22 protein-coding genes and 1 tRNA gene are annotated in these 24,821 nt (G+C 59.6%); 7 read left to right on the plus strand and 16 right to left on the minus strand.

Annotation, left to right across the window (positions count from 1 at the left end; genetic code table 11):
• Nucleotides 1-85 precede the first annotated feature (85 nt).
• Nucleotides 86-172: transfer RNA gene (locus BLU26_RS07365), tRNA-Leu, on the plus strand.
• Nucleotides 173-698: 526 nt separating this feature from the next.
• On the opposite strand, the gene BLU26_RS07370 is transcribed toward BLU26_RS07365, so the two are convergent.
• From BLU26_RS07370 to BLU26_RS07420, 11 genes are all read right to left on the minus strand, one after another.
• Entirely contained in the window at nucleotides 699-1,994 is a 1,296-nt protein-coding gene (locus tag BLU26_RS07370; RefSeq protein ID WP_092285283.1) for an adenylosuccinate synthase, read from the minus strand.
• A 48-nt stretch (nucleotides 1,995-2,042) separates the two neighbouring features.
• A complete protein-coding gene (locus BLU26_RS07375) occupies nucleotides 2,043-3,233 on the minus strand; it encodes an ATP phosphoribosyltransferase regulatory subunit (RefSeq protein WP_092285285.1) in 1,191 nt (396 codons plus the stop codon).
• A gap of 280 nt (nucleotides 3,234-3,513) precedes the next feature.
• Complete coding sequence (gene hflC / locus BLU26_RS07380; RefSeq protein ID WP_092285287.1) at nucleotides 3,514-4,389, minus strand: protease modulator HflC; 876 nt, start codon at nucleotides 4,387-4,389, stop codon at nucleotides 3,514-3,516.
• Nucleotides 4,389-5,579, minus strand: coding sequence for an FtsH protease activity modulator HflK (gene hflK / locus BLU26_RS07385; protein WP_092285289.1), 1,191 nt, complete (start codon nucleotides 5,577-5,579; stop codon nucleotides 4,389-4,391). The genes hflC and hflK overlap by 1 nt, the downstream gene beginning before the upstream one ends.
• A gap of 113 nt (nucleotides 5,580-5,692) precedes the next feature.
• Complete coding sequence (gene hflX, locus BLU26_RS07390) at nucleotides 5,693-6,994, minus strand: ribosome rescue GTPase HflX (protein ID WP_092285291.1); 1,302 nt, start codon at nucleotides 6,992-6,994, stop codon at nucleotides 5,693-5,695.
• A gap of 17 nt (nucleotides 6,995-7,011) precedes the next feature.
• Nucleotides 7,012-7,266: an RNA chaperone Hfq gene (gene hfq / locus BLU26_RS07395; protein ID WP_092285293.1), complete on the minus strand. Its 255-nt coding sequence runs from the start codon at nucleotides 7,264-7,266 to the stop codon at nucleotides 7,012-7,014.
• A gap of 134 nt (nucleotides 7,267-7,400) precedes the next feature.
• The gene (miaA, locus tag BLU26_RS07400) at nucleotides 7,401-8,339 is read right to left on the minus strand and encodes a tRNA (adenosine(37)-N6)-dimethylallyltransferase MiaA (RefSeq protein ID WP_092285295.1); all 939 of its coding nucleotides are present in this window, start codon (nucleotides 8,337-8,339) and stop codon (nucleotides 7,401-7,403) included.
• Between the two features lie 60 nt (nucleotides 8,340-8,399).
• Nucleotides 8,400-10,265 (minus strand): DNA mismatch repair endonuclease MutL, encoded by a 1,866-nt coding sequence (mutL, locus tag BLU26_RS07405; protein ID WP_092285297.1) that lies wholly within the window; start codon nucleotides 10,263-10,265, stop codon nucleotides 8,400-8,402.
• Nucleotide 10,266: 1 nt separating this feature from the next.
• Nucleotides 10,267-11,679, minus strand: a complete 1,413-nt coding sequence (locus tag BLU26_RS07410) for an N-acetylmuramoyl-L-alanine amidase (protein WP_197674540.1) — start codon at nucleotides 11,677-11,679, stop codon at nucleotides 10,267-10,269.
• Between the two features lie 10 nt (nucleotides 11,680-11,689).
• Nucleotides 11,690-12,163 (minus strand): tRNA (adenosine(37)-N6)-threonylcarbamoyltransferase complex ATPase subunit type 1 TsaE, encoded by a 474-nt coding sequence (gene tsaE, locus BLU26_RS07415; RefSeq protein WP_197674541.1) that lies wholly within the window; start codon nucleotides 12,161-12,163, stop codon nucleotides 11,690-11,692.
• Nucleotides 12,160-13,647 carry an NAD(P)H-hydrate dehydratase gene (locus tag BLU26_RS07420; RefSeq protein WP_092285301.1) on the minus strand — a complete coding sequence of 496 codons (1,488 nt, stop codon included), beginning with the start codon at nucleotides 13,645-13,647 and terminating at the stop codon, nucleotides 12,160-12,162. The genes tsaE and BLU26_RS07420 overlap by 4 nt, the downstream gene beginning before the upstream one ends.
• 77 nt (nucleotides 13,648-13,724) lie before the next feature.
• Here BLU26_RS07420 and queG point away from each other — a divergent pair, with 77 nt between their 5' ends.
• Complete coding sequence (queG, locus tag BLU26_RS07425; protein ID WP_092285303.1) at nucleotides 13,725-14,798, plus strand: tRNA epoxyqueuosine(34) reductase QueG; 1,074 nt, start codon at nucleotides 13,725-13,727, stop codon at nucleotides 14,796-14,798.
• Here the strand turns inward: queG and orn are convergent, their stop codons facing one another.
• A complete protein-coding gene (gene orn, locus BLU26_RS07430) occupies nucleotides 14,799-15,341 on the minus strand; it encodes an oligoribonuclease (protein WP_092285305.1) in 543 nt (180 codons plus the stop codon).
• Nucleotides 15,342-15,473: 132 nt separating this feature from the next.
• On the opposite strand from orn, the gene rsgA reads away from it, so the two are divergent.
• Nucleotides 15,474-16,499 carry a small ribosomal subunit biogenesis GTPase RsgA gene (gene rsgA / locus BLU26_RS07435; protein WP_092285307.1) on the plus strand — a complete coding sequence of 342 codons (1,026 nt, stop codon included), beginning with the start codon at nucleotides 15,474-15,476 and terminating at the stop codon, nucleotides 16,497-16,499.
• 6 nt (nucleotides 16,500-16,505) lie between these two features.
• On the opposite strand, the gene motB is transcribed toward rsgA, so the two are convergent.
• Together motB and motA are read right to left on the minus strand one after the other, a co-directional pair.
• Nucleotides 16,506-17,549: a flagellar motor protein MotB gene (motB, locus tag BLU26_RS07440; RefSeq protein WP_092285309.1), complete on the minus strand. Its 1,044-nt coding sequence runs from the start codon at nucleotides 17,547-17,549 to the stop codon at nucleotides 16,506-16,508.
• A 3-nt stretch (nucleotides 17,550-17,552) separates the two neighbouring features.
• A complete protein-coding gene (gene motA, locus BLU26_RS07445; protein ID WP_092285311.1) occupies nucleotides 17,553-18,407 on the minus strand; it encodes a flagellar motor stator protein MotA in 855 nt (284 codons plus the stop codon).
• A gap of 111 nt (nucleotides 18,408-18,518) precedes the next feature.
• On the opposite strand from motA, the gene BLU26_RS07450 reads away from it, so the two are divergent.
• The 3 genes from BLU26_RS07450 (at nucleotide 18,519) to asd (ending at nucleotide 21,873) form a co-directional block, all read left to right on the plus strand.
• Nucleotides 18,519-20,099, plus strand: coding sequence for an HDOD domain-containing protein (locus BLU26_RS07450; RefSeq protein ID WP_092285313.1), 1,581 nt, complete (start codon nucleotides 18,519-18,521; stop codon nucleotides 20,097-20,099).
• A 103-nt stretch (nucleotides 20,100-20,202) separates the two neighbouring features.
• The gene (locus BLU26_RS07455; protein ID WP_092285315.1) at nucleotides 20,203-21,012 is read left to right on the plus strand and encodes a rhodanese-like domain-containing protein; all 810 of its coding nucleotides are present in this window, start codon (nucleotides 20,203-20,205) and stop codon (nucleotides 21,010-21,012) included.
• A 9-nt stretch (nucleotides 21,013-21,021) separates the two neighbouring features.
• Nucleotides 21,022-21,873, plus strand: coding sequence for an archaetidylserine decarboxylase (gene asd, locus BLU26_RS07460; RefSeq protein ID WP_092285317.1), 852 nt, complete (start codon nucleotides 21,022-21,024; stop codon nucleotides 21,871-21,873).
• Here the strand turns inward: asd and epmA are convergent, their stop codons facing one another.
• The gene (epmA, locus tag BLU26_RS07465) at nucleotides 21,874-22,836 is read right to left on the minus strand and encodes an EF-P lysine aminoacylase EpmA (RefSeq protein WP_092285319.1); all 963 of its coding nucleotides are present in this window, start codon (nucleotides 22,834-22,836) and stop codon (nucleotides 21,874-21,876) included. It lies immediately after the preceding gene.
• Between the two features lie 66 nt (nucleotides 22,837-22,902).
• Entirely contained in the window at nucleotides 22,903-23,469 is a 567-nt protein-coding gene (efp, locus tag BLU26_RS07470) for an elongation factor P (protein WP_092285321.1), read from the minus strand.
• 109 nt (nucleotides 23,470-23,578) lie between these two features.
• Here efp and epmB point away from each other — a divergent pair, with 109 nt between their 5' ends.
• Entirely contained in the window at nucleotides 23,579-24,604 is a 1,026-nt protein-coding gene (gene epmB / locus BLU26_RS07475) for an EF-P beta-lysylation protein EpmB (RefSeq protein ID WP_092285323.1), read from the plus strand.
• Nucleotides 24,605-24,821 lie beyond the last annotated feature (217 nt).

Consider the following 24,821-nt stretch of genomic DNA (forward strand, 5'->3'; position numbering starts at 1 on the left):
CTGGCTACGTAATATTCGCGCCGTCAGCACGAAACGGCAGCGACAAGAACCACAGGTTCAGCATAGCAGCAGTTTCAGATGACGCGCCCAGGTGGTGAAATTGGTAGACACGCTAGCTTCAGGTGCTAGTGGCCTTACGGCCGTGGAAGTTCGAGTCTTCTCCTGGGCACCAATTCAAAAAAAAAACCGAGCTTATGCTCGGTTTTTTTATTCCTGCGGCAATGTCAAAGCTCGCAACTCGCGCCACCACCAACACACTCAGCAAAGCCAAAGCGTCAGCCGAGCGATAAAAAGGCACTTGAGAAGGCTGCGTGAAAGCACACTGGCACGCCCTAGACCAAACACCCCAACTTGTTCAGGCGTGTGTTTTAGTGCTGAAAAGGCTCTTCAGTAGTATCCAGAACGATAATCGCCCACTGGCGACCGCCCTCTTCTTGCGTCACCTCGCGATGAAGAACAGGCAATGCCCTGCAGCAACGGCGGTCTGCAGGTTATGGGCATCCCTCCCCTCTCTGGCGCCCGCATCACCCGGGCATCGCTTTCGTGTGCGTTGAATTGCTTCAGCCCCGCCCATTGCATCAGGGCCATAACGAAAAATGCTCAGTATCTTCCGATACGGAGCATTCTCTTAAAACACCGCGCAGATTGCCTGGCTTTCACACAGCCTGCGCAGGCGCCTTTTTTCTACCACCACCCTGTCAGGACTGGAATACCTGACGCAGGATAACAGTCTCGTTGCGGTCAGGTCCGGTCGAGATCAGATCGATAGGCGCGCCTACCAGCTCTTCGATGCGGCGAATATAAGCCTGCGCATTGACTGGCAACCCTTCCAGGGTCTTCACGCCCAGAGTGGACTCAGTCCAGCCCGGCATGTCCTCGTAGACGGGTTCCAGACCGATGTAACTATCGGCATCAGTGGGCGCCTCGATCACATCACCGTGCTCGTTGCGATAACCGACACAGATACGGATCACGTCGAGACCATCCAGCACATCGAGCTTGGTCAAGCACAACCCACTGATGCTGTTGATTTCAATGGCACGACGCAGGATGATCGCATCGAACCAACCACAGCGACGCGCACGGCCGGTGGTAGAGCCAAATTCATGGCCGCGCTCAGCCAGACGCGCACCCACGGAATCAAACAGCTCAGTCGGAAACGGACCGGACCCGACCCGAGTGGTGTAGGCCTTGGTAATACCCAGAACGTAATCCAGGTAAAGCGGGCCGAAGCCAGAACCCGTGGCAGTACCGCCGGCGGTGGTATTGGAACTGGTAACAAAGGGATAGGTACCATGATCAATGTCGAGCAGTGAACCCTGCGCACCCTCAAACATGATATTGGCGCCCTCACGGCGCAGCTCGTGCAAACGAGCCGTCACATCCGTCATCAACGGTGCCAGCCACTCGGCGTAACCCAACGCCTCATCCAGGGTCTTCTGGAAGTCGACCGGCTCCACCTTGTAGTAATGCTGCAGGGCAAAGTTGTGGTAATCCAGCACCTCACCCAATTTGGCAGCAAAACGTTCGCGGTGGAACAGATCGGCGACGCGCAGGCCGCGACGCGACACCTTGTCTTCGTACGCAGGACCGATGCCGCGGCCGGTGGTACCGATCTTGGCTTCGCCGCGGGCCTTCTCACGCGCCTGATCCAAAGCAACGTGGTAAGGCAGAATCAATGGGCACGCCGGGCTGATCCGCAGACGCTCGCGCACCGGCACACCCTTGGCCTCGAGCTGACCCAGCTCTTTCAGCAGCGCTTCAGGCGATAGCACTACACCGTTACCGATGAAGCACTGCACGTTGTCACGCAGAATCCCGGAAGGAATCAGATGCAATACGGTTTTTTCACCATCGATGACCAGTGTGTGGCCCGCGTTATGCCCACCCTGATAGCGCACTACTGCCGCTACCTGATCGGTCAACAGGTCAACGATCTTGCCCTTGCCCTCATCGCCCCACTGGGTACCCAGGATGACAACATTCTTACCCATGTTCAGCCCATGCCTCGCTAGAAAATAATTGGCCCTAAGGCCAGGAAATCACGAATTCAATGCCGTTACCGACCAACTCCCGGCGTTAAAGCCGAGCACTCGATCACAGCCAAAATCTGTTGCTTCGGCGCTTGATTGACCAGGCAGCGCCATGATCACGCGCTCGCCCTGACGACGCAGCTGCGCGATCTGCTCATGCAGTCCCGCCTCGCTACTGTGCGGCGCCCAGATGGCAGAAAGCGTCTGCCCCAGACCGACCCGACCGCGCTGTACCAGGAAACGCAGATCCGTAGAAAAACCGGTCGCTGGTCGCGCACGGCCAAAATCACCACCGATATCGTCATAGCGCCCACCCTGCGCGACACTTTGACCAACACCCGGCACAAAGGCGGCAAACACCACACCTGTGTGGTAATGATAGCCACGCAACTCGCCGAGGTCGAAGTACAACGGAATCTGCGGATACCGGCGAGCCAGGATCTGCGCGATCTCAGCCAGATCATCCAGGGCCGCCATGACCGATTCAGGCGCACCATCCAATAACGCGTGGGCGCGATCGAGCACTTCTACCCCGCCGGACAGCTCTACCAGACTGCACAGCATTGCCGCCAGTGATGACTGCTCCAGACCGGCGGTCAGCTCAGCCACCTCATCACCCGCCTTGCGCTGCAGTGCGTCAAAAAGTGCGCGCTCGGTAACTTCATCCACACCCGCAGCCTGCACCAGACCACGGTAAATACCCACGTGACCGATATCCAGGTGAATCCCATCCACTTCACAGCTGGTCAGGGTTTCCAGCATCAGCGAAATGATTTCGATATCACTGGTAGAAGACGCATCCCCGTACAACTCTGCACCCAACTGGATCAGGCTGCGCGCGGTCGACAACGGACGCGGACGCGTATGCAAGACACTGCCGCAGTAACACAGGCGGGAAGGACCTTCGGCACCCAGGGTATGGGCATCAATACGGGCGACCTGCGGCGTGATATCCGCTCGCAGCCCAAGCATGCGCCCGGACAGCTGATCGGTCATTTTGAAGGTTTGCAACTCAAGGTCGTGACCGGCACCGGTCAGCAGAGATTCGAGGTATTCGATATGCGGGGTTATGACCAGGTCATAGCCCCAGCAGGAGAACAGATCAAGCAACTGTCGGCGGGCGGCTTCGATACTGGCAGCCTCCGCAGGCAATACCTCATCAATACCATCCGGCAACAGCCAGCGATCTACAGTCGGCATTTTGACAACCTTTTCATACACAGTGAACTAGGCTTGCGACGCGATTCATGCGCGTCGCACAAACCGTGCTGACCAGTACCGCAACACGCGTATCGAGAAGCACACATCGACGGCGTAAAGCACAGTAGACCGGTCACAAAAAAGCCGGGATTTCCCGGCTGCGCAAGTGTAACACGTTTTCTCGCCACCACACCCGCCGCGTTCAGTGTGCAGATCGGAGGCCAGACAAACAAAAGGGGCTGCCCGACCAGCGGACAACCCCTTTTAGAGTAAAAGCACATCAGGGCTGGCTAGACTGCCCTTGCATGTACTTGAAGAACTCGCTCTTCGGGTCCACCACCAGCACATCCGATTTGCTCGCAAAGCTTTCGCGATATGCCTGCAGGCTGCGTGAGAACGCGTAAAACTCGGGATCCTTGGTGTAGGCATCGGCATAGATAGCCGCCGCCTTGGCATCGCCGTCACCGCGAACCTTCTCTGCCTCACGGAAGGCTTCTGCAATAATCACGCGCTGCTGGCGATCAGCGTCTGCGCGAATACCCTCAGCCAACTCACGCCCCTTGGCACGATGCTCGCGCGCTTCGCGCTCACGCTCGGTGCTCATGCGGTCAAACACACTGCGGTTTACTTCGTTAGGCAGGTCGATAGCCTTGACGCGAACATCCAGCACCTCGATACCCAGCTCACGGCGCGCGCTTTCATCCAGAGTGGCAGTGATATCCGCCATCAACTGATCACGCTCACCCGAAACCACCTCATGCAGCGTACGCCGCGCCACTTCATTACGCAGACCAGACTCCAGCTGACGCGACAGGCGCTCCTCAGCAATCGCCCGCAGACCAGAGGTCGCAGTATAGAAGCGCTGCACATCAGCGATACGCCACTTGGCGTAGGAATCAACCATCAACGCCTTCTTTTCCAGCGTCAGATAGCGCTGCGTGGCTGTATCCAGCGTCAGCAGACGAGCATCAAACAGATGCGCTTCCTGCACGAAGGGCAGCTTGAAGTGCAGACCCGGCGCCACATCACTGTCAACCACGCGCCCAAATTGCAGCACAATGGCACGCTCGGTCTGGCTGACAACGAAGAAGCTGTTCCAGCCGACAATCAGCGCGGCCAGCAGCACGATGATGCCAAACAAAGATTTATTACTCATCAGCGGGACTCCCTGGAACGCAGATCGCGCTGCTGTGTGGTAGTAGGGCGAGATGAATCGCTCTGCGTGATGGCCGGCACGCCGCCAGAAGAGGCACTGCCGGAAGTAGAGGACTGCTGCATCAGCTTGTCGAGCGGCAGATACAGCAGATTGTTGTTGCCCTCACCACCGGAGACCAGGATCTTGCTGGTGTTGCTCATCACGTCCTGCATGGCATCGATGTACAGACGCTCGCGCATCACATCCGGCGCCAGACGATACTGCTCAACCAGCAGGTCGAAGCGTTTGGCTTCACCTTCTGCTCGGGCGATCACTTCATCGTGATAACCATTGGCTTCTTCCAGCATGCGCTGCGCCTTACCGCGCGCTTCAGGAATAACACCATTGGCATAGGCTTCGGCCTGATTACGCTCACGCACTTCGTCTTCCTTGGCGCGAATAACGTCATCGAACGCATCCTGCACCTCTGCTGGCGCCTGTGCGTTTTCGATGTTGACCTGCGTAACGGCAATACCCGTGTTGTAGCTATCCAGGTAGCGCTGCAACCGCTCGGTTACCTCCACCGCCATTTGCTCACGACCCTCAGTCAACACCTGATGCATCGGCGTAGAGCCCACGACATGGCGGACCGCGCTTTCGGTTGCATGACGCAAGCTGGTCTCAGGGTCTTCCACCATCAACACGAAATTCTGCAGATTGGAGATGCGGTACTGAATAGCTACCGGCACCTCAACGATATTCTCGTCCTCGGTCAGCATCTGACCCTGCTGCCGGTAGGAGCGAACCTGAGTAACGTTGCGCTGGAATTTGCGTTCGACCGGAGGGAAATAAAGATGCAGACCCGACCCGACGGTACGGTTGTATTCGCCAAAGCGCAGAATGACAGCCTGCTCCTGCTCGTCGACCATATAAACTGCATTGAACAGCCAGACCGCCAGTATTACCAGACCGGCAATGGCCCACAGCCCCTTAGGAATGCCGCCACCACCAATACTGCTACCACCACCGCCGCTGCCGTTCTTGCTGCGCTTGCTGGAGCCGAACATATTGTTCAGGCTGTCCTGCAGCTTGCGCAGCGCTTCATCAAGATCCGGCGGACCCTGCTTACCACCGCGCTTGCCACCGCCGCCGCTACCCCAGGGATCCTGGTCGTTTGAATTATTTCCGCCACCAGGCTCATTCCAGGCCATAGCGTTCTCCGTTGTCTGTAACCGTTCAAAGCTCTGACCACCCAGGGGCAGTCAGATCAGGGTGCAATCCTACCGTAAACCAGCCGACCAGCGCGAACCCTAGCCGGAGGCTTTCATTGCAAAGTATGTTGCTGCAGAAAAACCTCAGGCTGCCAGCCCTCGCGCTTCAGCAAGCGATTGAAATCACTGCGTTGCAGGCGCAGATCAAGCTGCTGCCGGCCGTCTTCTGCGGTCTGCTCGCCCAACACTGCGCCGGCCGCGTAAAACTGTGCGCGCAAGCGCGCCTCGGCATGCTCCAGCACAATACTTTCCTGTACCAGATCATTCCCCAGCCGTTCGGCGATGGCCTGACCAAGCAGATCCAGCCCCAGTCCCCGCTGCGCAGAAATCCAGACTCTGACGATGGTACCGTCTTCGTTGCGCTGCAGTTGAGGCTCGAAGCCTTCTATCAGGTCGATCTTGTTGTAAACCTCAAGCATTGGCAGCTCAATCGCGCCGATTTCGGTCAGCACCGAATGCACCTGCTGCATGTTTTCCTGCCGATCCGGATCTGCCGCATCAATGACATGCAGCAACAGATCTGCCTGAGCAGACTCTTCCAGAGTGGCGCGGAATGCCTCAACCAGCTTATGCGGCAGGTGGCGTATGAAACCTACGGTATCGGCGAGAATCACCGGCCCTATGTCCGGCAGCTCGATACGCCGCAATGTCGGATCAAGCGTTGCGAATAACTGATCGGCAGCGTACACATCGGAGGTGGTCAAGGTATTGAACAGCGTCGACTTGCCGGCGTTGGTGTAGCCCACCAGAGAAACCACCGGAATCTCCGCTCGACGGCGCGCCCGCCGCGCCTGATCACGCTGGCTACGCACTTTCTCCAGACGACGCATAATCTGCTTGATGCGGACCCGCAGCAGGCGGCGGTCGGTTTCGAGCTGGGTTTCACCCGGACCGCGCAAACCAATACCGCCCTTCTGCCGTTCGAGGTGAGTCCACCCACGCACCAGGCGCGTGCTCAGGTGATCGAGCTGGGCCAACTCAACCTGCAACTTGCCTTCATGGGTGCGCGCACGTTGCGCGAAGATATCCAGAATAAGGCCGGTACGGTCGATTACCCGACACTCCAGCTCCCGCTCCAGATTTCGCTCCTGACTGGGTGTCAGGGTGTGATTGAAGATGACAAGATCACCTTCATTAGCCTTGACCAGCGCCCGCAATTCTTCCACCTTGCCGCTTCCTACCAGGAACCGGGGTGTGGGCTTATGCCGGGGAATGGTCATAAATGCCGCATTTTCTGCACCGGCGGAACGCACCAGCTCAAGAAATTCCTGCGGGTCTTCACGGCGCTGTTCATCCAGGCCTTCGAGGTGAACGAGTACCGCACGCTCACCCCCTTCATGCCGCTCAAAAAACAATCAGGCCTCCTGTAGCATCAGGGATTGCTGGCCTCAGCCTCTTCACCACCTGCCTGCACCGGCAGACGCACCGGACGGCCAGGCACAACGGTGGAGATCGCATGCTTGTAAACCATCTGGCTTACTGTATTTTTCAACAGAATGACAAACTGGTCGAATGACTCGATCTGGCCCTGCAGCTTGATGCCGTTTACGAGATAGATGGATACCGGGACACGTTCCTTGCGCAGAACGTTCAGGTAAGGGTCTTGTAGTGAATGCCCTTTTGACATTGCCTCACTCCTTTAATGGAAACCGTATAGTTTTAAGCATTGTAATAATGCGATTTGGCCGGCTTGTCCATTATCCAAAAGACGAGCAGGCAGGTTAACTGCACAAACCTGGGCGGTAGAAGCGCCGGTAAACTCTATATTGCGACCTCTTGCAACGCTTTCAAGGCCTGCTCAAATCTTTTTGGGTCAAGGCTGTCAAACCAGTCAATCTCGGCGTGCCAGCCCCGCAACCAGGTGAACTGACGCTTCGCCAGCTGCCGTGTCGCGATGATGCCCCGCTCAACCATTTCTGCCTTGCTCAGCTTGCCATCCAGAAAGTCCCAGACTTGACGATACCCCACTGCCCGGATGGATGGCATAGCTGGATGCAGATCCCCACGATTGCGCAAGGATTCGACCTCAGAAATCAGCCCTTGTTTCATCATCAAGACAAAACGTTCAGCAATTCGCTCGTGCAGCACAGAACGATCCTGAGGTGCAACCGCCATATAACGCATAGTATAAGGTAAAACCGCCGACTCAGGCCGTTGTTCCACCGCTTTTTCTGCACCTTGGCGGGCGTGTAATTGTGTCAGTGTAATACCACTGACGAGAAACACCTCATAAGCACGCTGAATTCGCTGCGGATCGTTGGGATGGATGCGCGCCGCTGCCACCGGGTCAACCTGCGCCAACTCGGCATGTACTGCCTCCCAACCTTGAGCTTGCGCCATCGCTTCGATCTTCGCGCGCACTAGCGGGTCGGCTGACGGCATTTGTGCCAGGCCACCGGCCAAGGCCTTGAAATAGAGCATGGTGCCACCGACCAGCAGCGGAATACGGCCGCGCGCGGTAATGTCGGCCAACAGTGGCGTGACATCTTCGCAAAACCGGGCGGCCGAGTAAGACTCAGCCGGATCAAGAATATCGATCAGGTGGTGTGGGTAGCGCGCCAGTGTCTGCGCATCCGGTTTGGCCGAACCGATATCCATGCCGCGGTAAATCAGCACAGAATCAACGCTGACCAACTCACAGGGGAACCGATCGTACAGGTGCATGGCCAACTCGGTTTTGCCGGAGGCCGTAGGCCCCATCAGGCAGATAACCGGCGGCCGCGCTGCAGTGCTCACGGCGCAGCGTGCGACTGAATCATCTCAGCGCCCCCGCAGAAACAGTTTGTCCAGCTCAGCCATACTCATCTGCGTCCAGGTAGGCCGCCCGTGATTGCATTGCCCGCTTCGCTCAGTCTGCTCCATATCACGCAGCAGGCCATTCATCTCTGCCAGCGTCAGCCTGCGGTTGGCGCGCACTGCGCCATGGCACGCCATAGTGCCCAGCAGCTCATTCAAATGTGCCTGAATGCGATCACTGGTGCCGTACTCCAACAGATCACTGAGTACGTCGCGCACTAACTGCTCGGCGTGTGCCTGGCGCAACAGTGCCGGCACCTCGCGAATCGCCAGCGATTCTGGCCCTACGCGCTGCAACGACATACCCAGGCGCGTAAACCAGTCAGCGTGCTCCTCCGCGCAATCCGCCTCGCGCTGACTGACCGCCAGACTCTCCGGCACCAGCAAAGGCTGACTGCGTAGCCCCTCCTGATCCATGGCGAGCTTCAGACGCTCATAGGTGATTCTCTCGTGTGCGGCATGCATGTCTACTACCACCATGCCGGCAGCATTTTCCGCAAGAATGTACACCCCGTGTAACTGCGCCACGGCGTAGCCAAGCGGCGGTACATCGCCATCCTCCGGGGGCATGGCTGACGCGGCGCCCTGGCTGCCGTAGAGATTGGCATAAGCGCTTACCGCAGCGGCCGGCGGAGGCGTTGGCGGTGCATAACCACCCATGGGCGCTGTCGACTCTGCCCGCCACGCGGCGGAAGGCTCATTCAGCGCCATAGGCTGCTGACCGGAAAACACGCCGGCATCCAACCCGCTGGCGACTGGTTGCGTCACCGCGGAACCTATTGGCACCGCCTCAGCCCCACCTTGTGTTGCTTCAGGCTGATCACCCGGGCGCTGATCGGCCAGCGCCCGATACAGCGTGCTGAACAGAAAGTCATGCACCATGCGCCCGTCACGAAAGCGTACTTCGTGCTTGGTCGGGTGCACGTTGACGTCGACCACGCCAGGGTCGAGCTCCATGAACAGCACAAAAGTCGGGTGGCGGCCGTTGAACAGCACATCGCGGTAGGCTTGACGCACCGCGTGGGCCACCAGCTTGTCCTTGATCATCCGGCCATTAACGAAGAAATACTGCAAGTCCGCCTGGCTGCGCGAAAACGTAGGCAAGCCGACCCAACCCCACAACCGCAGCCCGGCACGCTCGCTGTCAATGGATCGAGACTGCTCCACAAAGGCCGGGCCACACACCGTTGCCACCCGGCGGCGCGCTTCCTGCTCGGTATGCGCGGGACGCAAGCTGAACACGCTACGCCCGTTGTGCCGCAGATTGAACGCCACATCGAAACGAGAAAGAGCAAGGCGTTTAACCACTTCTTCCAGGTGGGAAAATTCGGTCTTTTCAGTGCGCAGAAACTTGCGCCGAGCCGGCGTATTGAAGAACAGGTCACGCACTTCGACCGTGGTGCCCTGCGGATGCGCCGCTGGCTGCAGGTTGGGCGCCATATCACGCCCCTCTGTCTCGACCTGCCAGGCCTGATCACTGCCCGCCGGGCAGGACGTCAGCGTCAACCGCGACACTGAGCTGACTGAAGCCAACGCCTCGCCACGAAACCCCAGGGTGGCAACGCGCTCCAAGTCGTCCAGGTCGCGAATCTTGCTGGTGGCATGACGAGATAAGGCCAGCGGCAGGTCATCCTGCTCGATACCACCGCCATCATCACGCACCCGCAACAACTTGACACCCGCCTGCTCGATATCGATATCAATGCGCTTGGCTCCAGCATCCAGGCTGTTTTCCAGCAACTCCTTGATCACCGAGGCAGGTCGCTCGACAACCTCACCCGCCGCGATCTGGTTGGCCAGACGCGGGCTTAATAATTGAATTCGGGACATATCAGCGTTCGTTCTGTACGAGCATGCTGCTGGCCGGCACCTTGATTACCTGACCCACTCGTATGTTGTCATCGGACAGATTATTGGCGTTGCGCAGACCACTGAGCGAAACCTGGTACAACGCTGCAATCATCGACAGGCTATCACCGCGCCTCACAACGTGTTCACGTGGCCCCTGCGCCAGCTTGCCGCTGGCCTTGAGCGCAGCAATGCGCGTACCGGGTGGCGGATTGCGATGGAAGTAACTTTTTACCCCGGCATGAATCGAACGCGCCAAGGCCTGCTGGTGACTGCGCGTCACCAACTTGCGCGCTTCACCCGGATTGGAGATAAAACCGGTCTCGACCAGAATTGACGGAATATCGGGGGATTTCAACACCATGAACCCGGCCTGCTCTACCCGCGATTTGTGCAGGGAATTTACCCGTCCCACCGAGGACAGAACCTGCTGCCCCACATCCAGACTGGCTGACAGGGTGGCCGTCATCGACAGGTCAAGCAGCACGCTGGCCAGCACCTGATCCTTGTTATCCAGACTCACGCCACCCACACCACCGATAAGGTCCGAGCGGTTTTCCCGGTCGGCCAACAGCCGCGCGGTTTCAGAGGTCGCACCACGATCCGACAGGGCAAAAACCGAAGCACCGTTAGCACCGGCGCGGGTAAAAGCGTCAGCGTGAATGGATACGAACAGATCAGCATTGTGCTGACGGGCGATTTCGGTGCGCTTACGCAACGGGATGAAGTAGTCGCCGGTGCGTACCAGCTGACCCTTGAAACCGGGCTCAGCATCGATCATGCCCTTGAGATCGCGGGCAATCGCCAGCACTACCTCTTTCTCCCGGGCGCCGCCATAACCGATTGCACCTGGGTCTTCGCCGCCATGCCCGGCGTCGATGGCAATGATGATATCGCGCTCCCCTGCTTCGCTGGCAGAACGCACCGGCGTTTGCGGCAATGGCGAGGCACTGGGCGCCTGCGGCGGATCGATCGCACTGGGCTTGCCGTCCTGATCAAACAGGTCAATAACCAGGCGATCGCCGTATTGCTGGTTCGGCGGCAATACAAAGCTCTTGGGATTGACCTGCGCGGAGAGATCCAGCACCACGCGCAGACCATTGCCATCCCGCGGCGCGGAGCGCATGCCGGTCAACGGCGTATTGGTCAGCGCCAGACCGGCGGTATCGGCGTTAAAAGTGGCATTGTCGATATCAATGACAATCCGCTCGGGATTGGACAGGGTAAACAGGGTATGGTTGGCCGGCCCGCTCAAGTCAAATACCAGCCGAGTGTTGTCCGGCGCTCGCCACAGGCGCACGCTCTTGATGTCGGCCGCCAACGCGGCTTCAGTAACAAGGCACAATAAACTGACAGCGCACCAACGCAGCAGCATCTGGCATTTCCCCCCGGTCATGCTAGTCACGCTATGCCTTACTCCGTTCTTGTTGCAATCGATGGCAGCTGGCCTGACCGTGCTCGGTCTGACCGTTCAGCAAAAGGCGCCTGCCGTCGCCCTCCACACTAATGGTAATCGTCAGGTCGGGTCTTGGCAAAACGCCCCGCCCCTTTTCCGGCCACTCGACCAGGCAAAGACTCTCATCCGAGAAGTAATCACGCACCCCGAGAAATTCCAGCTCTTCTGGGTCAGCCAAGCGATACAGGTCAAAGTGATAAACCGTTGCCGCAGGCAACTCGTAGGGTTCTACCAGGGTAAACGTCGGGCTCTTGACCGCCCCTTGATGCCCTAAACCCCTGATCATGCCGCGGCTGAGCGTGGTCTTGCCCATACCCAGATTTCCTTCGAGGTAGACCACACCACGCCCATCTAGTGCCCGAGCAATCTCAGCGCCTAGCGCTTGCATGGCGTTTTCGCCTTCTACCTGCACTGTGTAGCTCATTCTGCTTCCCGTTGATTCAACAATGCCTTGATGGGGATGAACATATCGCTCGCCCGCATACCCACTTGCCCACCACTGGCGGCGCTTTCACCCGCAAGGGCGTGCACCAGCACAGCATAACGCGCTGCCCGCGCGGCGGGAATGCGCTGTGCCAGCAGCGCACCGAGCAAGCCAGATAACACATCACCCATGCCGCCGACAGCCATACCCGGATTGCCATCAGTACAGACTGCCGGCAACGCCGCATCGGTGCTGGCCACCAGACTCCCGGCACCCTTGAGAATTACCGAGCAACCCAGCAGATCAACCAGGCGCGCCAACGCAGCGGGCCGATCCGACTGCACGCGCGCATTGTCCCATGCCAGCAACCGCGCGGCCTCCGCCGGATGTGGAGAAATAACGGTGTCGGCACCAAGGGTCACCGGTGCAGCGCGCTCTGCCAGCAAATTCAATGCATCGGCATCCAGCACACGCGGACCCTGCCATGCCAGCGCGGCCTCCAACAGCGCCTGCGCCCAGCTGTCGCGCCCCAGGCCCGGACCTATCACCAGTGCATCGGCCTGCTCCAGCAGCCCTTGCAACTGTGCTACCCCGTCGATACCGCGCACCATTAACTCCGGACAGCGACTGAGCAAAGGCGCGACATGCTCAGGTCGCGTCGCCACGCTGATCTTGCCAGCCCCGCTGCACAACGCAGCCTCTGCCGCCAGCATAATGGCGCCGCCCATACCCTGGCCCCCGCCGACAATCAGCAGATGACCAAAGTGCCCCTTGTGAGCCGCCTGCTTGCGTACTGGTAGGGTTTTGGCCCAGCGCGCCATGCTCAAGCGCTCAAAGCTGGGATCCGTTGCCTCGCCGTCAACAAGCGCGGCGAACAGCAGCTCTCCCACATAATCTGGCCCCTCACCGGTCAACAGGCCCAGTTTGAGGCCGATAAAAGTCACCGTCAGATCAGCAACAACGGCGCAGCCCAGGGTCACCCCACGATCTGCGTCCAGACCGCTGGGCAGATCAACGGACAACACGGGACCGCTCGCAGCATTGATCTGCGCAATTGCATCAACATAATCCCCCCTCACCTCGCCCGACAAACCTGTGCCGAGCAAGGCATCCACCAGCACTCCCGCAAGCAGCGCCTGCCCATGCCAACGCTGAATATTGACGCCATCTGCGCGCGCCGCATGCAGAGCCCACGCCGCATCGCCCTGCAGCGTCTGCGGGTCGGCAACAGCCCAGACCACCACCTGCCAACCAGCCTGCAGCGCCAGCTTCGCGAGTAAATAGCCATCGCCGGCGTTGTTACCGCCACCGCATAGCACCGTCATTTGACGCTGATTGGGCCAACGCTGCTGCACGGCTTGCCACAGGGCCTCGGCCGCACGTTGCATCAGCTCAATGCCCAGGGTACCAGCGGCTATCAGCCGAGCATCCAGCTCCCTGACCTGGGCGGCGGTGTAGACCCTGTCGGGCAGAACGTAAGGCATGAATAGGCTCCAGGCGTCGATGTCTGGCACAATTATACGAGAAGCGCCGTGCATTCCCTCAACCCCCGAACCAGGCCATGTCCGAATCCATCGATTATCACGACCTTGCCGAGCAGATCCGTAGTCTGGCCAGCCAACTCGGCTTCCAGCAACTGGGCATCAGTGCGCCGGACATCGGGGAGCATGAGCAGCATCTGGAACAGTGGCTCGACGCCGGTTACCACGGCGAGATGGATTGGATGGCCAGCCACGGCAGCAAGCGCACTCAACCGGTAGAACTGGTACCCGGCACGCAACGGGTGATTTCCGTGCGCATGGACTATCTGCCAGGCGACAGCAGCATGGCACAACGCCTCAGCGAGCCCGACGCAGCCTATATTTCACGTTACGCGCTGGGACGCGACTATCACAAACTGATCCGCCGACGGCTGCAGAAACTGGCCGACGCTATCCAGGCGTTGATCGGGCCATTCGGCTACCGCGCCTTTGTCGACAGCGCACCGGTTATGGAGCGTGCGCTGGCGGCTGGCTCCGGCTTAGGCTGGATCGGCAAGAACAGCATGCTGATCAACCGCAAGGCCGGCAGCTATTTCTTCCTGGGCGAGCTCTATACCGATCTGCCGCTCCCGATCGATGCGCCCCAACAAAGCGAACATTGCGGCAAATGCACCGCCTGCCTGGAGCGCTGCCCAACCCAGGCTTTTGTCGGCGACAAGGTGCTCGATGCACGGCGCTGCATCTCCTACCTGACCATCGAACTGAAAGGCGCGATTCCCACCGAATTACGCGCACCTATGGGCAACCGGGTGTTTGGCTGCGATGACTGCCAACTGGTGTGCCCCTGGAACCGCTTTGCCAAACCCACCGATGAAGCCGACTTCAGTCCGCGTCACCGCCTGGATCAGGCGAGCCTGGCGGAATTGTTCCGCTGGGATGAGGCTACCTTCCTGGCCAATACCGAGGGTTCGCCCATTCGCCGCATTGGTCATGAGCGCTGGTTACGCAACCTGGCAGTGGGGCTGGGCAATGCCAGCAGCAGCATCCCGGTGATCGAAGCACTCAAGGCACGCCGCAACCACCCCTCCGAACTGGTCCGCGAGCACGTCGCCTGGGCGCTGCAACAACACGGCAGCAGCGCCGCCGCTGACTGATCAGAACTTGATAAAGTGCTCGCGATAATGCTGCAGCTCGGCAATGGAGTCGCGAATATCGTCCATGGCCAGATGGCTACTCTGCTTCTTGAAGCCGTTTTTCACTTCCGGCGCCCAGCGCGCCGCCAGTTCCTTCAGGGTCGAGACATCCAGATTGCGGTAATGGAAGTACTCCTCCAGCTCACGCATGCCGCGATACAGGAAGCGGCGATCCTGGCAGATGCTGTTGCCACACATGGGCGAACGGCCCGCCGGCACCCATTCGCGCAGGAACGCCAGGGTCTGCTGTTCCGCCTCGGCAGCATTGACTTTACTGTCGCGCACCCGCTGGGTCAGACCGGAGCCGCCATGCTGGCGGGTATTCCATTCATCCATGCCATCGAGCATGGCATCGGGCTGCTTGACCGCAATCGCCGGCCCCTCGGCCAGCACGTTCAGGTTGGCGTCGGTCACAATGGTGGCGATTTCAATGATGACATCGTTGTCCGGGTCCAGCCCGGTCATTTCCAGATCGATCCAGATGAGGTTATCGGGGCTTTGCATGCTGACTCCTGGCGCACGTGAAACTGACTCTGAGTAAAGGATACCGACGCCAAACCGCAGGGCGCCAGATCAACTGCCGCCAGTATAACTGCCGCGTGCTACACTGCGGCTGTTTCTTCAGACACTGACCCCATGGCCAAGCGACACCTTACCCGGCGCCAAAGCTGGCGCATTGAAAAAATCCAGGGCGAGCGCGCCGCGCGCGCCGACCGCCGCGCCGACAAGGCCGAGCAGAGTTTGCTGGGCGGCGACCTGGGCCCGGAACAAAACGGCCTGGTGATCGCCCACTTTGGCGTGCAGATGGATGTAGAAGCCACCGACGGCAGCAACGTTGGCGAGGTGCGCCGCTGCTATCGCCGCGCCAACCTGCCGGCACTGGTCACCGGCGACAAGGTAATCTGGCGGGCCGACAACCAGGGCTCTGGCGTCATTGTGGCGCAACTGCCCAGGCAGACAGAGCTCTGCCGCCCGGACCATCGCGGCCAACTGAAGCCCGTGGCGGCCAACGTCGACCTGCTGGTGATTGTGTTCGCGCCACTGCCCACGCCCTACGCCAATCTGATTGATCGCTATCTGGTTGCCGCGGAACAGGCCGGGCTGGAACCCCTGCTGGTGATGAACAAGTCCGACCTGCTCGACGCCCAGCAACACGGGGAGCTGCTGCAATGGCTGAGCGACTACGCGGCGCTGGGCTACCGGGTACTCAGCCTTTCTGCTGGCGACGGCACGGGTATGGACGACCTCAAAGCCACACTGAAAAACCGCATCAGCGTATTTGTCGGGCAGTCGGGGGTGGGTAAATCATCGCTGATCAACGTTCTTCTGCCGGGCGAGGACCTGCGCGTGGGCGCCCTCTCAGAACAGACCGGCAAGGGTACGCATACCACCACTACCGCCAAACTGTTCCATTTCCCGGCGGGCGGTGACCTCATCGACTCGCCCGGTATTCGCGAGTTCGGCTTGATGCATATCAGCCAGGATGAGCTGCTTGACGGTTTTATCGAATTTCGCCCCTACCTTGGCACCTGCCGTTTCCGCGACTGCCGCCATCAGCAGGAGCCTGGCTGCGCGCTGCTTGGCGCCGTCGCCGACGGCAAGATAGCCAAAGCACGCATGGCCAGCTATCGGCATATTCTGTCGACGCTGGACGCCGACTAAAGCCCGTTATTGGCGCAGACGGCCTGCAGGGTCGGACGAGTCCTCAAACAGATTCAGACTACGCGGGGCCGGCGCCACATCGCCAGGCGCAGTGGCCGGCTCGGCGGCTGCCGGTAACGCGGATGCGGGCTCCGGCGCGGGCGATGGCACCGGCGGCGCAGGTGCTTCTTGCAACGCCTGCTCCACCGCCTCGGCGGCCGCCGGCTCGGTCTCCGCCGACTCGCGCAGTTGGGCCTCGGCCTGGTGATTCAACACCACGATGTCGATACGCCGATTGGTCGCACTCAGCGGATCCTCCCGATCAAACAGGGCGGAGTCGGCATAACCCACCACCCGCGCGACCTGCCGGTCTGGATATCCGGCCGCCAACAAGGTGCGCCGCGCCGCATTGGCTCGATCAGACGACAGCTCCCAGTTGCCGTACCCACGCCGTCCGCGATAGGGCTCGGCATCGGTGTGCCCACTGACACTGATTTTCTTTGGCACCTTGGCAATGGTGTCGCTCAAGGCCAGCAATATCTCTTCGAAATACGGCTGCAGCTCGGCGCTGCCACTGGCAAACATCGGGCGATTTTCCGCATCGATGATCTGGATACGCAAACCATCCTGGGTAATCTCGATCAGAATCTGATCCTTGAAACGCTGCAGCACAGGCTCTTCATCGATCTGGTTCTGAAGTTCCTGCAGCAGCATTTCCAGTTCACGCTGCTCTATCTGGTCCGCCAACTCCTTGGCCGCAGACTCATCCACCAGGTTTTCGTCCTGCGGGTCCTGTTCCTCGCTCAGGGTGATATTGGGCGACACCTGCGGCGAACCACCCAGATCAATCGGGTAAGGACTACCGCCCTCGGAAAAACCCACAGGATCGTTGAAGTAACCGGAAATATTTTTCAGTTGCTCAGGCGTGGCCACGGTAATCAGCCACATGACCAGAAAGAACGCCATCATCGCCACAGCAAAGTCGGCGAAAGCGATTTTCCAGGAACCACCATGGTGCCCGGCCGCCTTGCGGGTAATACGCTTGACGATAATCGGCTGATTGTTGTCCATGAATCAGCGGCCCTTGACCGACTCTTCCAGCTCCATAAAGCTGGGGCGGTGCTCGGGCAGCAGCGATTTGCGGCCAAACTCGACCGCCAGTGCCGGTGGCAGGCCCTGGGCGCTGGCCACCAGGGTCATCTTGATGGCCTCGTAGGTATTGGCTTCCTCGTGCGCGTCATGCTCCATGGCACTGGCGAAAGGTCCAACAAAGCCATAGGCGGCAAGAATACCCAGAAAAGTACCGACCAACGCGGTGCCCACTTTCTCACCAATTTCGGATTTTTCTGCATCGCCCAAAATGCTCATGGTGATGACGATACCCAGCACCGCTGCCACGATACCGAACCCAGGCAGCGCATCCGACACGCGGGTAGCGGCATGCGAGGGCTCCAGCAACTCTTCGGTAAGACTGGAAATTTCCACATCGAACAGCGCCTCAAGCTCGTGCGGCGCCATATTGCCGGTCGACATGATGCGTAGGTAATCGCAGACAAACTCGGTCATGTGCTTGTCTTTCAGAATCGCCGGGTATTTGCTGAAGATGGGACTTTCTGCCGGCTCTTCGATATCGACTTCAATCGACATCATCCCCTCACGCCGGCTCTTGTTGAGCACTTCGTACAACAGGCCCAGTACATCCAGATAATAGGCTTTGCTGAATCTGTGGCCAAACATGATCTTGGGCCCGGCAGCCAGCGTCTTCTTGACCACAGCACCGCTGTTGGCAACCAGAAAGGCGCCAAAGGCCGCGCCGCCGATAATCAGGATTTCAAAGGGGTGCCAGAGCGCTGCAATGTGCCCGCCGGAGGCCATGAAACCACCCAGCACAGCACCAATAACGACAAGAAAACCAGCGATCTTCAGCATAAATCAGAATGTCCGATGTAGCAGGATGCATGCAACGAGCATGCAGGAGCGGCAGAGAACCGCAGTTCGAGTTATAGTCGCGCAAACGACAAGTATAAAGCCGCGAGTCCCATGAGCACAGTCCAGCCCAAACCAAACGGCAACAAAGACATTATCGGCAGCCTGCGCGAGAAACTGAACGCTACCGTATTGCCAATCACGCCAGCGCAGCAACAAGACCTGCTGGCGCAGCTGAACAGTGACATGCTCAGCCTCGGAGAGCTGTCATTGCACATCATGAGTGTGCCAGTGGCAGCACTGCACATCTGTCGCGCGGCAGGCGAAGCGGCGCGCAACCGCGACGTTGATATCCTAACGCTGGAGCAAGCCTGCAACCTGCTGGGTACGCAGCGACTAACTCGCCTGATAGAAGGCATTCCAGTGGTAGAGGCGCAGCAACTACCGGCCGCCTACCGACAGCTCATCAGTATCAGCGAGCATGCCGTCAGCCAGGCGCATGGCTTGTTCTCGCAACGCATTGCCCGCTTGTGGCACGAGATGTCCCTGGCAACCCTGCTGTTTCTCTCACCCCTCTGGGCGCTGACCTACATCAAACCGCACATCTTCGAACAATGGGACGCCATGAACCGCGGCGTGCTACCCGCCAATGTCAGCAAGCGGCAGATCGCCGAGACCACGGCCGCAGGCTTTGTCTTGGTTCAACAGGTTGCTCAGGACTGGTGGCTACCGCCGTGGATCCTGCAGGGCTACCGGTCGATGAACAGCAGCCGCCGTACCATGGTCAAGGCGCTGCATATCGCCCGCAACGCGAACAATCCACAGGACCAGCAGGCGCGCCTGGACAGCGACCGCGAGCTGTATCGCTGGCTTACCCAACCCGCCAACAGCCTGTTGATGGCCACCGGCATCGCGCTCGGCGCGCACCACAACTGGTACGCCATTCATACCCTGCGCTGGCAGCAACTCAGCGCACTCTATCTTGGCTGCAGTGTCGATCAGACGCAGCACATCAGCCATGAAAGCGCCGTTAACAGTGCTCGTGCGCAACATCAGGCCAACCCAGGCCAGAATTGGCTACCCGCCGTATCACTGCCTTGGCCAGCCGATTACGCACCAACCTTGGAGCCCGCGGCCAAACCGGCCAGTGCGCCCGCCGGCCAAACACCCGCGGCGCCGATCCGACCGGAACGCTGGCGTCAATTGTGTCTGACCCTGAACGCTCAACCTACGCCCTTCACCACCCTGCCCGAACTGCTCGACTGTGCACTCAAAGCCATGCATGACGGCCTGGGGCTGCAGCAGTGCTGGGTTGCTCTGTTCAACGGCAAAGCCCAGCAATTGGTGGTGGGTGCGGCGCTAGGCTTTAGCTCGGAGCAGAGCGTCACTGGCGTACGCCTGGGTAACCCACGCGCCTCGACCTGGGGCAACTGGCTGAGCAGCGACACTTGCCATCACCTCGACAGCGCCGAACTTACCCGTCTGGGGCCCATACTGCCTGGCGCACTGCGCAGCATGGCCCCAGACAGCACCTTCGAACTGGTGCCCATCCTGCACAACGGTCAAGTACTGGGCCTGCTGTTTGCCTGCAATCCCGGTAACCAGCGCTTGCTTGACCAACAGCGCCAGAAAGCGCTGATCAAGACGGCCAATTGCGTACTCAACGCGCTATTAAACTTCAAACAACGCGCCTAGCCTGCAGGGTCGAGCAGCGATAGACCCAGCGTGGCAATCCGCTACAATGCGCGTTCATGGGCACACCCTCGCCCGACCTCAATCGCCCGGAGATGCGTCAACTATGACGACGACTGCCCTGCCCCTGCTGATCGAACCGGAGGCACTCGAACTGTCGCTGGACCAGCAGCTTTTTCGCCTGGTAGACCTGAGCAAACGCGAAAACTACCTCGCCGGCCACCTGCCCGGCGCCGTGCACCTGGCACCGTCGCGCACCGCTGCCGCAGCGCCGCGGCCGGGTTTGCTACCGGACACTGACACGCTGCAGGCAATGTTCGGCGAGCTCGGCCACCATTCGAACCTGCACTACGTGGTGTACGACGACGAAGGCGGCGGCTGGGCCGGCCGCTTCATCTGGCTACTGGACTGCATCGGGCACCCGCACTACAGCTACATCAACGGCGGCCTCACGGCCTGGAAACAGGCCGGCCACGCGCTGGAGACCATGGTGAACCAGGCTCCTGCCAGTCAACCGCAGCTGACCTTGAACAGCCGCCATACTGTAACCGCCGATGAGCTGCTGGCCGACCTCAACAACCCGGAACGGGTCATTTGGGACGCCCGCTCACCCGAAGAGTACCGGGGTGAAAAGGTGCTGGCCGCCAAAGGCGGACATATTCCGGGCGCGGTCAATTTCGAGTGGACCGCGGGCATGGACCCCGCACGTGGCCTGCGGCTGCGCCGCGACCTTGCTGACCAGATACAGGCTCTGGGCATTACGCCTGATAAGCAGATAGTCACCCACTGCCAAACCCATCACCGCTCCGGCTTTACCTATCTTGCCGCCAAGGTGCTGGGTTACCCCAATATCCAGGCCTACGCCGGATCCTGGTCCGAGTGGGGCAACCACCCAGACACCCCTGTCGAATCCTGAGGACTTTTCATGCGCGCGCGCTTATTCATTCTGATGCAGTATCTGCTCCCCCATCACCTGCTCTCGCGCCTCGCAGGCTGCCTGGCGAATTGCACCTGGGCCTGGGTAAAGAACCCGTTCATCACCTGGTTCGTCGGTCACTTCAAGGTCGACATGAGTCAGGCGCTGGAAGAGAACCCAACTGCTTACAGCAACTTCAACGCCTTCTTCACCCGTGCACTGAAACCGGATGCACGTCCGCTGGACAACACTGCTGGCGGAATCCTTTGCCCGGCCGATGGCACTGTCAGCCAATTGGGTAAAATTGAACACGGCCGTATCTTTCAGGCCAAGGGACACAGCTTCAGCGTGACCGAGCTGCTTGGCGGTAATCCACAGCACGCAGCGGCCTTTCAGGGTGGCGAGTTTGCCACCGTGTACCTGTCGCCCCGTGACTATCACCGGGTTCACATGCCCTACAGCGGCACCCTGACTGAGATGATCTATGTGCCGGGACGGCTGTTCTCAGTCAACCAGACGACTGCTGAAAACGTACCCGAGCTGTTCGCCCGCAACGAACGTGTGGTCTGTCTGTTTGATACCGACGTAGGCCCGATGGCCGTCGTACTGGTCGGCGCAATGATCGTCGCCTCAGTGGAAACCGTGTGGGCCGGCCTGGTTGCCCCACCCAGCCGGGAGTTGCGCACCACGGCCTACGGCCAGGCAGCACCCAGCCTGGACCGAGGCGCGGAAATGGGCCGTTTCAAGCTGGGCTCAACTGCCATAGTTTTGTTTGGGCCCAATGTCGCCAACTGGCAGGCCGAACTGAAAGCCGGCAGCGCCGTGAGTATGGGCCAGCTGCTGGGCACCACGCGCGCCTGATCAGGCGCGACGCAAATCAAAGGCAATTACCTGATCAATACGGCTGGCGTCCAGCGCCAGCATGATCAGGCGATCCACCCCCAGTGCCACCCCGGCACACTCAGGCAAACCCGCTTGCAGGGCTGCCAGCAGCGGCTCATCCAGGGGCAGCACCGGATACCCCAACTGCTCGCGCTGCGCCTGATCCGCCGCAAAGCGTCGCGCCTGCTCCTGCGCGTCGGTCAGTTCAAAATAGCCGTTTGCCAGCTCCATGCCGGCGACAAACAGCTCGAAGCGCGCCGCACTCGGCAGCCTGTCGTCACCCTCGACCACCCGCGCCAACGCCGCCTGCGACGCAGGAAAGGCATACACCATGGTGGGTTCCAGCAACTGCGGCTCAACACAGTGGGAGAACAGCAGATTCAACCAGCCATCGCGCTGCAGTTCACCCTCGAATCCACAGCGTGCGTATGCCAGCGCCTGCAATTGCGCATCGCTGCAGGTATGAATATCCAGCCCTGTATGCTCAAGAAAAACTGCCGCATAGGTGACCCGCCTGGCCGGAGACGAACCCAGCACCTGCATCACCAGAGCATCCACTTCGTCCATCAGGCGATGATGATCAAAGCCCGGCCGATACCACTCCAGCATGCTGAACTCGGCATTGTGGCGCCCGCCCACTTCGCCATTGCGGTACACCTTGCATAACTGCCATATCGCACCACTGCCGGCGGCTAAAAGCCGTTTCATCGGGTACTCGGGGGAGGTGTGCAAATACAGACGCTGCGCGGCACCACCGCCCTCCGGCACGTAGTCGGTCGCAAACGGGAACAGAAAGGGGTCGCTCACCGCCGCATGGGACAGGCTTGGGGTATCCACCTCGAGCACGTCGAGGTCGGCAAAAAAACGCCTGATCTGATTGATGATCTCTGCCCGACGGCGCAGTGCGGCCAGCGAGGCACCCGGTTTCCAGTCGATACTCATGAACAGTCTCCCATCGGGCACAAAAAAACCGGAGCCAGGCTCCGGTTTCTTGCTGCCAACTAAAGGTCAGGCGCGGCCAACATACTCGCTGGAACGGGTATCAACCTTGAGCACATCGCCAGTGTTGATGAACAGCGGCACCTTCACCACGGCACCCGTCACCAGCTTGGCCGGCTTGGTACCGCCGCCGGAGGTATCGCCACGCACACCAGGATCGGTTTCTACCACTTCCAGCTCAACGAAATTCGGCGGCGTAATTGCGATGGGGGCACCGTTGTACAGCGTGACCTGGTAAACAACCTGCTCTTTCATCCAGTTGATGCAGTCGCCCACGGCTTTTTCATCGGCACCATACTGCTCGAATGAACCGTCAGTGGCCATGAAATGCCAGAACTCGCCGTCGGCGTACAGGTATTCCATCTCGCGATCCATCACATCGGCGCCTTCCAATGAATCGCCCGATTTGAAAGTACGCTCGTTGACGCGACCGGTTTTCAGGTTGCGAACCTTGACCCGGTTGAAAGCCTGCCCTTTGCCCGGCTTAACGTACTCGTTTTCCAGGATCGAGCAAGGGTCACCATCGAGCATCACCTTAAGACCCGGTTTGAATTCATTGGTAGAATAATTGGCCATACAGACATTCCCACTTTCAATTAAACGGATAATCCGACAACGCGCCGTTCTGACAACAGTTGGAGGCAGCCAGTCGGATACCCTGACACCCATGCGCGGAAAAACGCCAATGATACATGGTTCTTCAGCTCGTGTTGAGTCTGCCAGCTGGCAAAACCTGCTGGCGGGCAGCATTACCGATCCACGGGTTCTGCTGACACGACTGCAACTCGACCTCAGCCTGCTACCCGGCGCCCTGGCCGCCGACCGAGATTTCCGGCTGCGTGTGCCCGAGCCTTACCTGCAGCGTATGCAGCCAGGCGACGCCAAAGACCCTCTGTTGCTGCAAGTGCTGCCTCTGTCAGCTGAGCTGGATGAGCAGCCAGGCTATGTCAGCGACCCCTTGGGCGAGCAGCACAGCAACGCGCAGCCTGGCATCATTCACAAATATCACGGCCGTCTGCTGCTGGTAGTTACCGCCGGCTGTGCGATCAACTGCCGCTACTGCTTTCGCCGGCACTTCCCCTACGATGACAACAACCTCAGCACTGCGGAGTGGGAACAGGCGCTGAATTACATCCGCGCGGACAGCTCCATCAATGAGGTGATCTACAGCGGCGGCGATCCGCTCGCGGCCAATGACCGCCGGCTCAGCTGGCTGACCCGGCAGATTGCCGACATCCCCCACATCAAACGGCTGCGTATCCATACGCGCTTGCCTGTGGTAATCCCTCAGCGCATCACCGACGACCTGATTACCGCTCTGTGCGGCACTCGCCTGCCGGTCACCATGGTGCTGCATTGCAACCACGCCAACGAGGTGGATGCGCAAATGCTCGGCGCCACCGCACGTTTGCGCCAAGCCAATGTAACCCTGCTGAACCAGGCGGTGCTGCTGCGCGGCATCAACGACAACCTGGAGGCACAGATAGCCCTGAGCGAAGCACTAGGCGACAATGGCATATTGCCCTATTATCTGCATTTGCTTGACCATGTCAGAGGCGCGGCCCATTTCCATTGCGCCGATTCCGACGCCAAGCAGCTTGTCGGCCAGATGCTGACGCGGCTACCGGGCTACCTGGTGCCCCGCCTGGTAAGAGAGGTTGCCGGCCAGCCTGGCAAGGTCCCCATACCTGTCGAACTCGCTGGCAGCTGAAGCGACACAGGCCAAGGAAACAGCCTCACTGTTCAGGCAAGGCGCGCTAGAAGGCATCTGATAACGACTGTTTTAAATCGCGGTTGGCAACGCAGGACATTCTTCATTGGCCTGCAACCAGTCGTTGAATCAACCGGAACACAGATAACAAGGGCATTGTGGCGGCCCGTGTAAGCGCTGAATGCGGCGCTTAGCCAGTTAGAGACTAAGCTGCTAC

Origin of the sequence: Halopseudomonas sabulinigri (genome assembly GCF_900105255.1) — a bacterium.
GTDB lineage: Bacteria > Pseudomonadota > Gammaproteobacteria > Pseudomonadales > Pseudomonadaceae > Halopseudomonas > Halopseudomonas sabulinigri.

Bases quoted from the DNA above. Each gene is read 5' to 3' on its own strand.
- BLU26_RS07370 (WP_092285283.1), bottom strand. From the start codon at position 1,994: ATGGGTAAGAATGTTGTCATCCTGGGTACCCAGTGGGGCGATGAGGGC.
- BLU26_RS07375 (WP_092285285.1), bottom strand. From the start codon at position 3,233: ATGCCGACTGTAGATCGCTGGCTGTTGCCGGATGGTATTGATGAGGTA.
- hflC (WP_092285287.1), bottom strand. From the start codon at position 4,389: ATGAGTAATAAATCTTTGTTTGGCATCATCGTGCTGCTGGCCGCGCTG.
- hflK (WP_092285289.1), bottom strand. From the start codon at position 5,579: ATGGCCTGGAATGAGCCTGGTGGCGGAAATAATTCAAACGACCAGGAT.
- hfq (WP_092285293.1), bottom strand. From the start codon at position 7,266: ATGTCAAAAGGGCATTCACTACAAGACCCTTACCTGAACGTTCTGCGC.
- miaA (WP_092285295.1), bottom strand. From the start codon at position 8,339: ATGGGGCCTACGGCCTCCGGCAAAACCGAGTTGGCCATGCACCTGTAC.
- mutL (WP_092285297.1), bottom strand. From the start codon at position 10,265: ATGTCCCGAATTCAATTATTAAGCCCGCGTCTGGCCAACCAGATCGCG.
- BLU26_RS07410 (WP_197674540.1), bottom strand. From the start codon at position 11,679: ATGACCGGGGGGAAATGCCAGATGCTGCTGCGTTGGTGCGCTGTCAGT.
- tsaE (WP_197674541.1), bottom strand. From the start codon at position 12,163: ATGAGCTACACAGTGCAGGTAGAAGGCGAAAACGCCATGCAAGCGCTA.
- BLU26_RS07420 (WP_092285301.1), bottom strand. From the start codon at position 13,647: ATGCCTTACGTTCTGCCCGACAGGGTCTACACCGCCGCCCAGGTCAGG.
- queG (WP_092285303.1), top strand. From the start codon at position 13,725: ATGTCCGAATCCATCGATTATCACGACCTTGCCGAGCAGATCCGTAGT.
- orn (WP_092285305.1), bottom strand. From the start codon at position 15,341: ATGCAAAGCCCCGATAACCTCATCTGGATCGATCTGGAAATGACCGGG.
- rsgA (WP_092285307.1), top strand. From the start codon at position 15,474: ATGGCCAAGCGACACCTTACCCGGCGCCAAAGCTGGCGCATTGAAAAA.
- motB (WP_092285309.1), bottom strand. From the start codon at position 17,549: ATGGACAACAATCAGCCGATTATCGTCAAGCGTATTACCCGCAAGGCG.
- motA (WP_092285311.1), bottom strand. From the start codon at position 18,407: ATGCTGAAGATCGCTGGTTTTCTTGTCGTTATTGGTGCTGTGCTGGGT.
- BLU26_RS07450 (WP_092285313.1), top strand. From the start codon at position 18,519: ATGAGCACAGTCCAGCCCAAACCAAACGGCAACAAAGACATTATCGGC.
- BLU26_RS07455 (WP_092285315.1), top strand. From the start codon at position 20,203: ATGACGACGACTGCCCTGCCCCTGCTGATCGAACCGGAGGCACTCGAA.
- asd (WP_092285317.1), top strand. From the start codon at position 21,022: ATGCGCGCGCGCTTATTCATTCTGATGCAGTATCTGCTCCCCCATCAC.
- epmA (WP_092285319.1), bottom strand. From the start codon at position 22,836: ATGAGTATCGACTGGAAACCGGGTGCCTCGCTGGCCGCACTGCGCCGT.
- efp (WP_092285321.1), bottom strand. From the start codon at position 23,469: ATGGCCAATTATTCTACCAATGAATTCAAACCGGGTCTTAAGGTGATG.
- epmB (WP_092285323.1), top strand. From the start codon at position 23,579: ATGATACATGGTTCTTCAGCTCGTGTTGAGTCTGCCAGCTGGCAAAAC.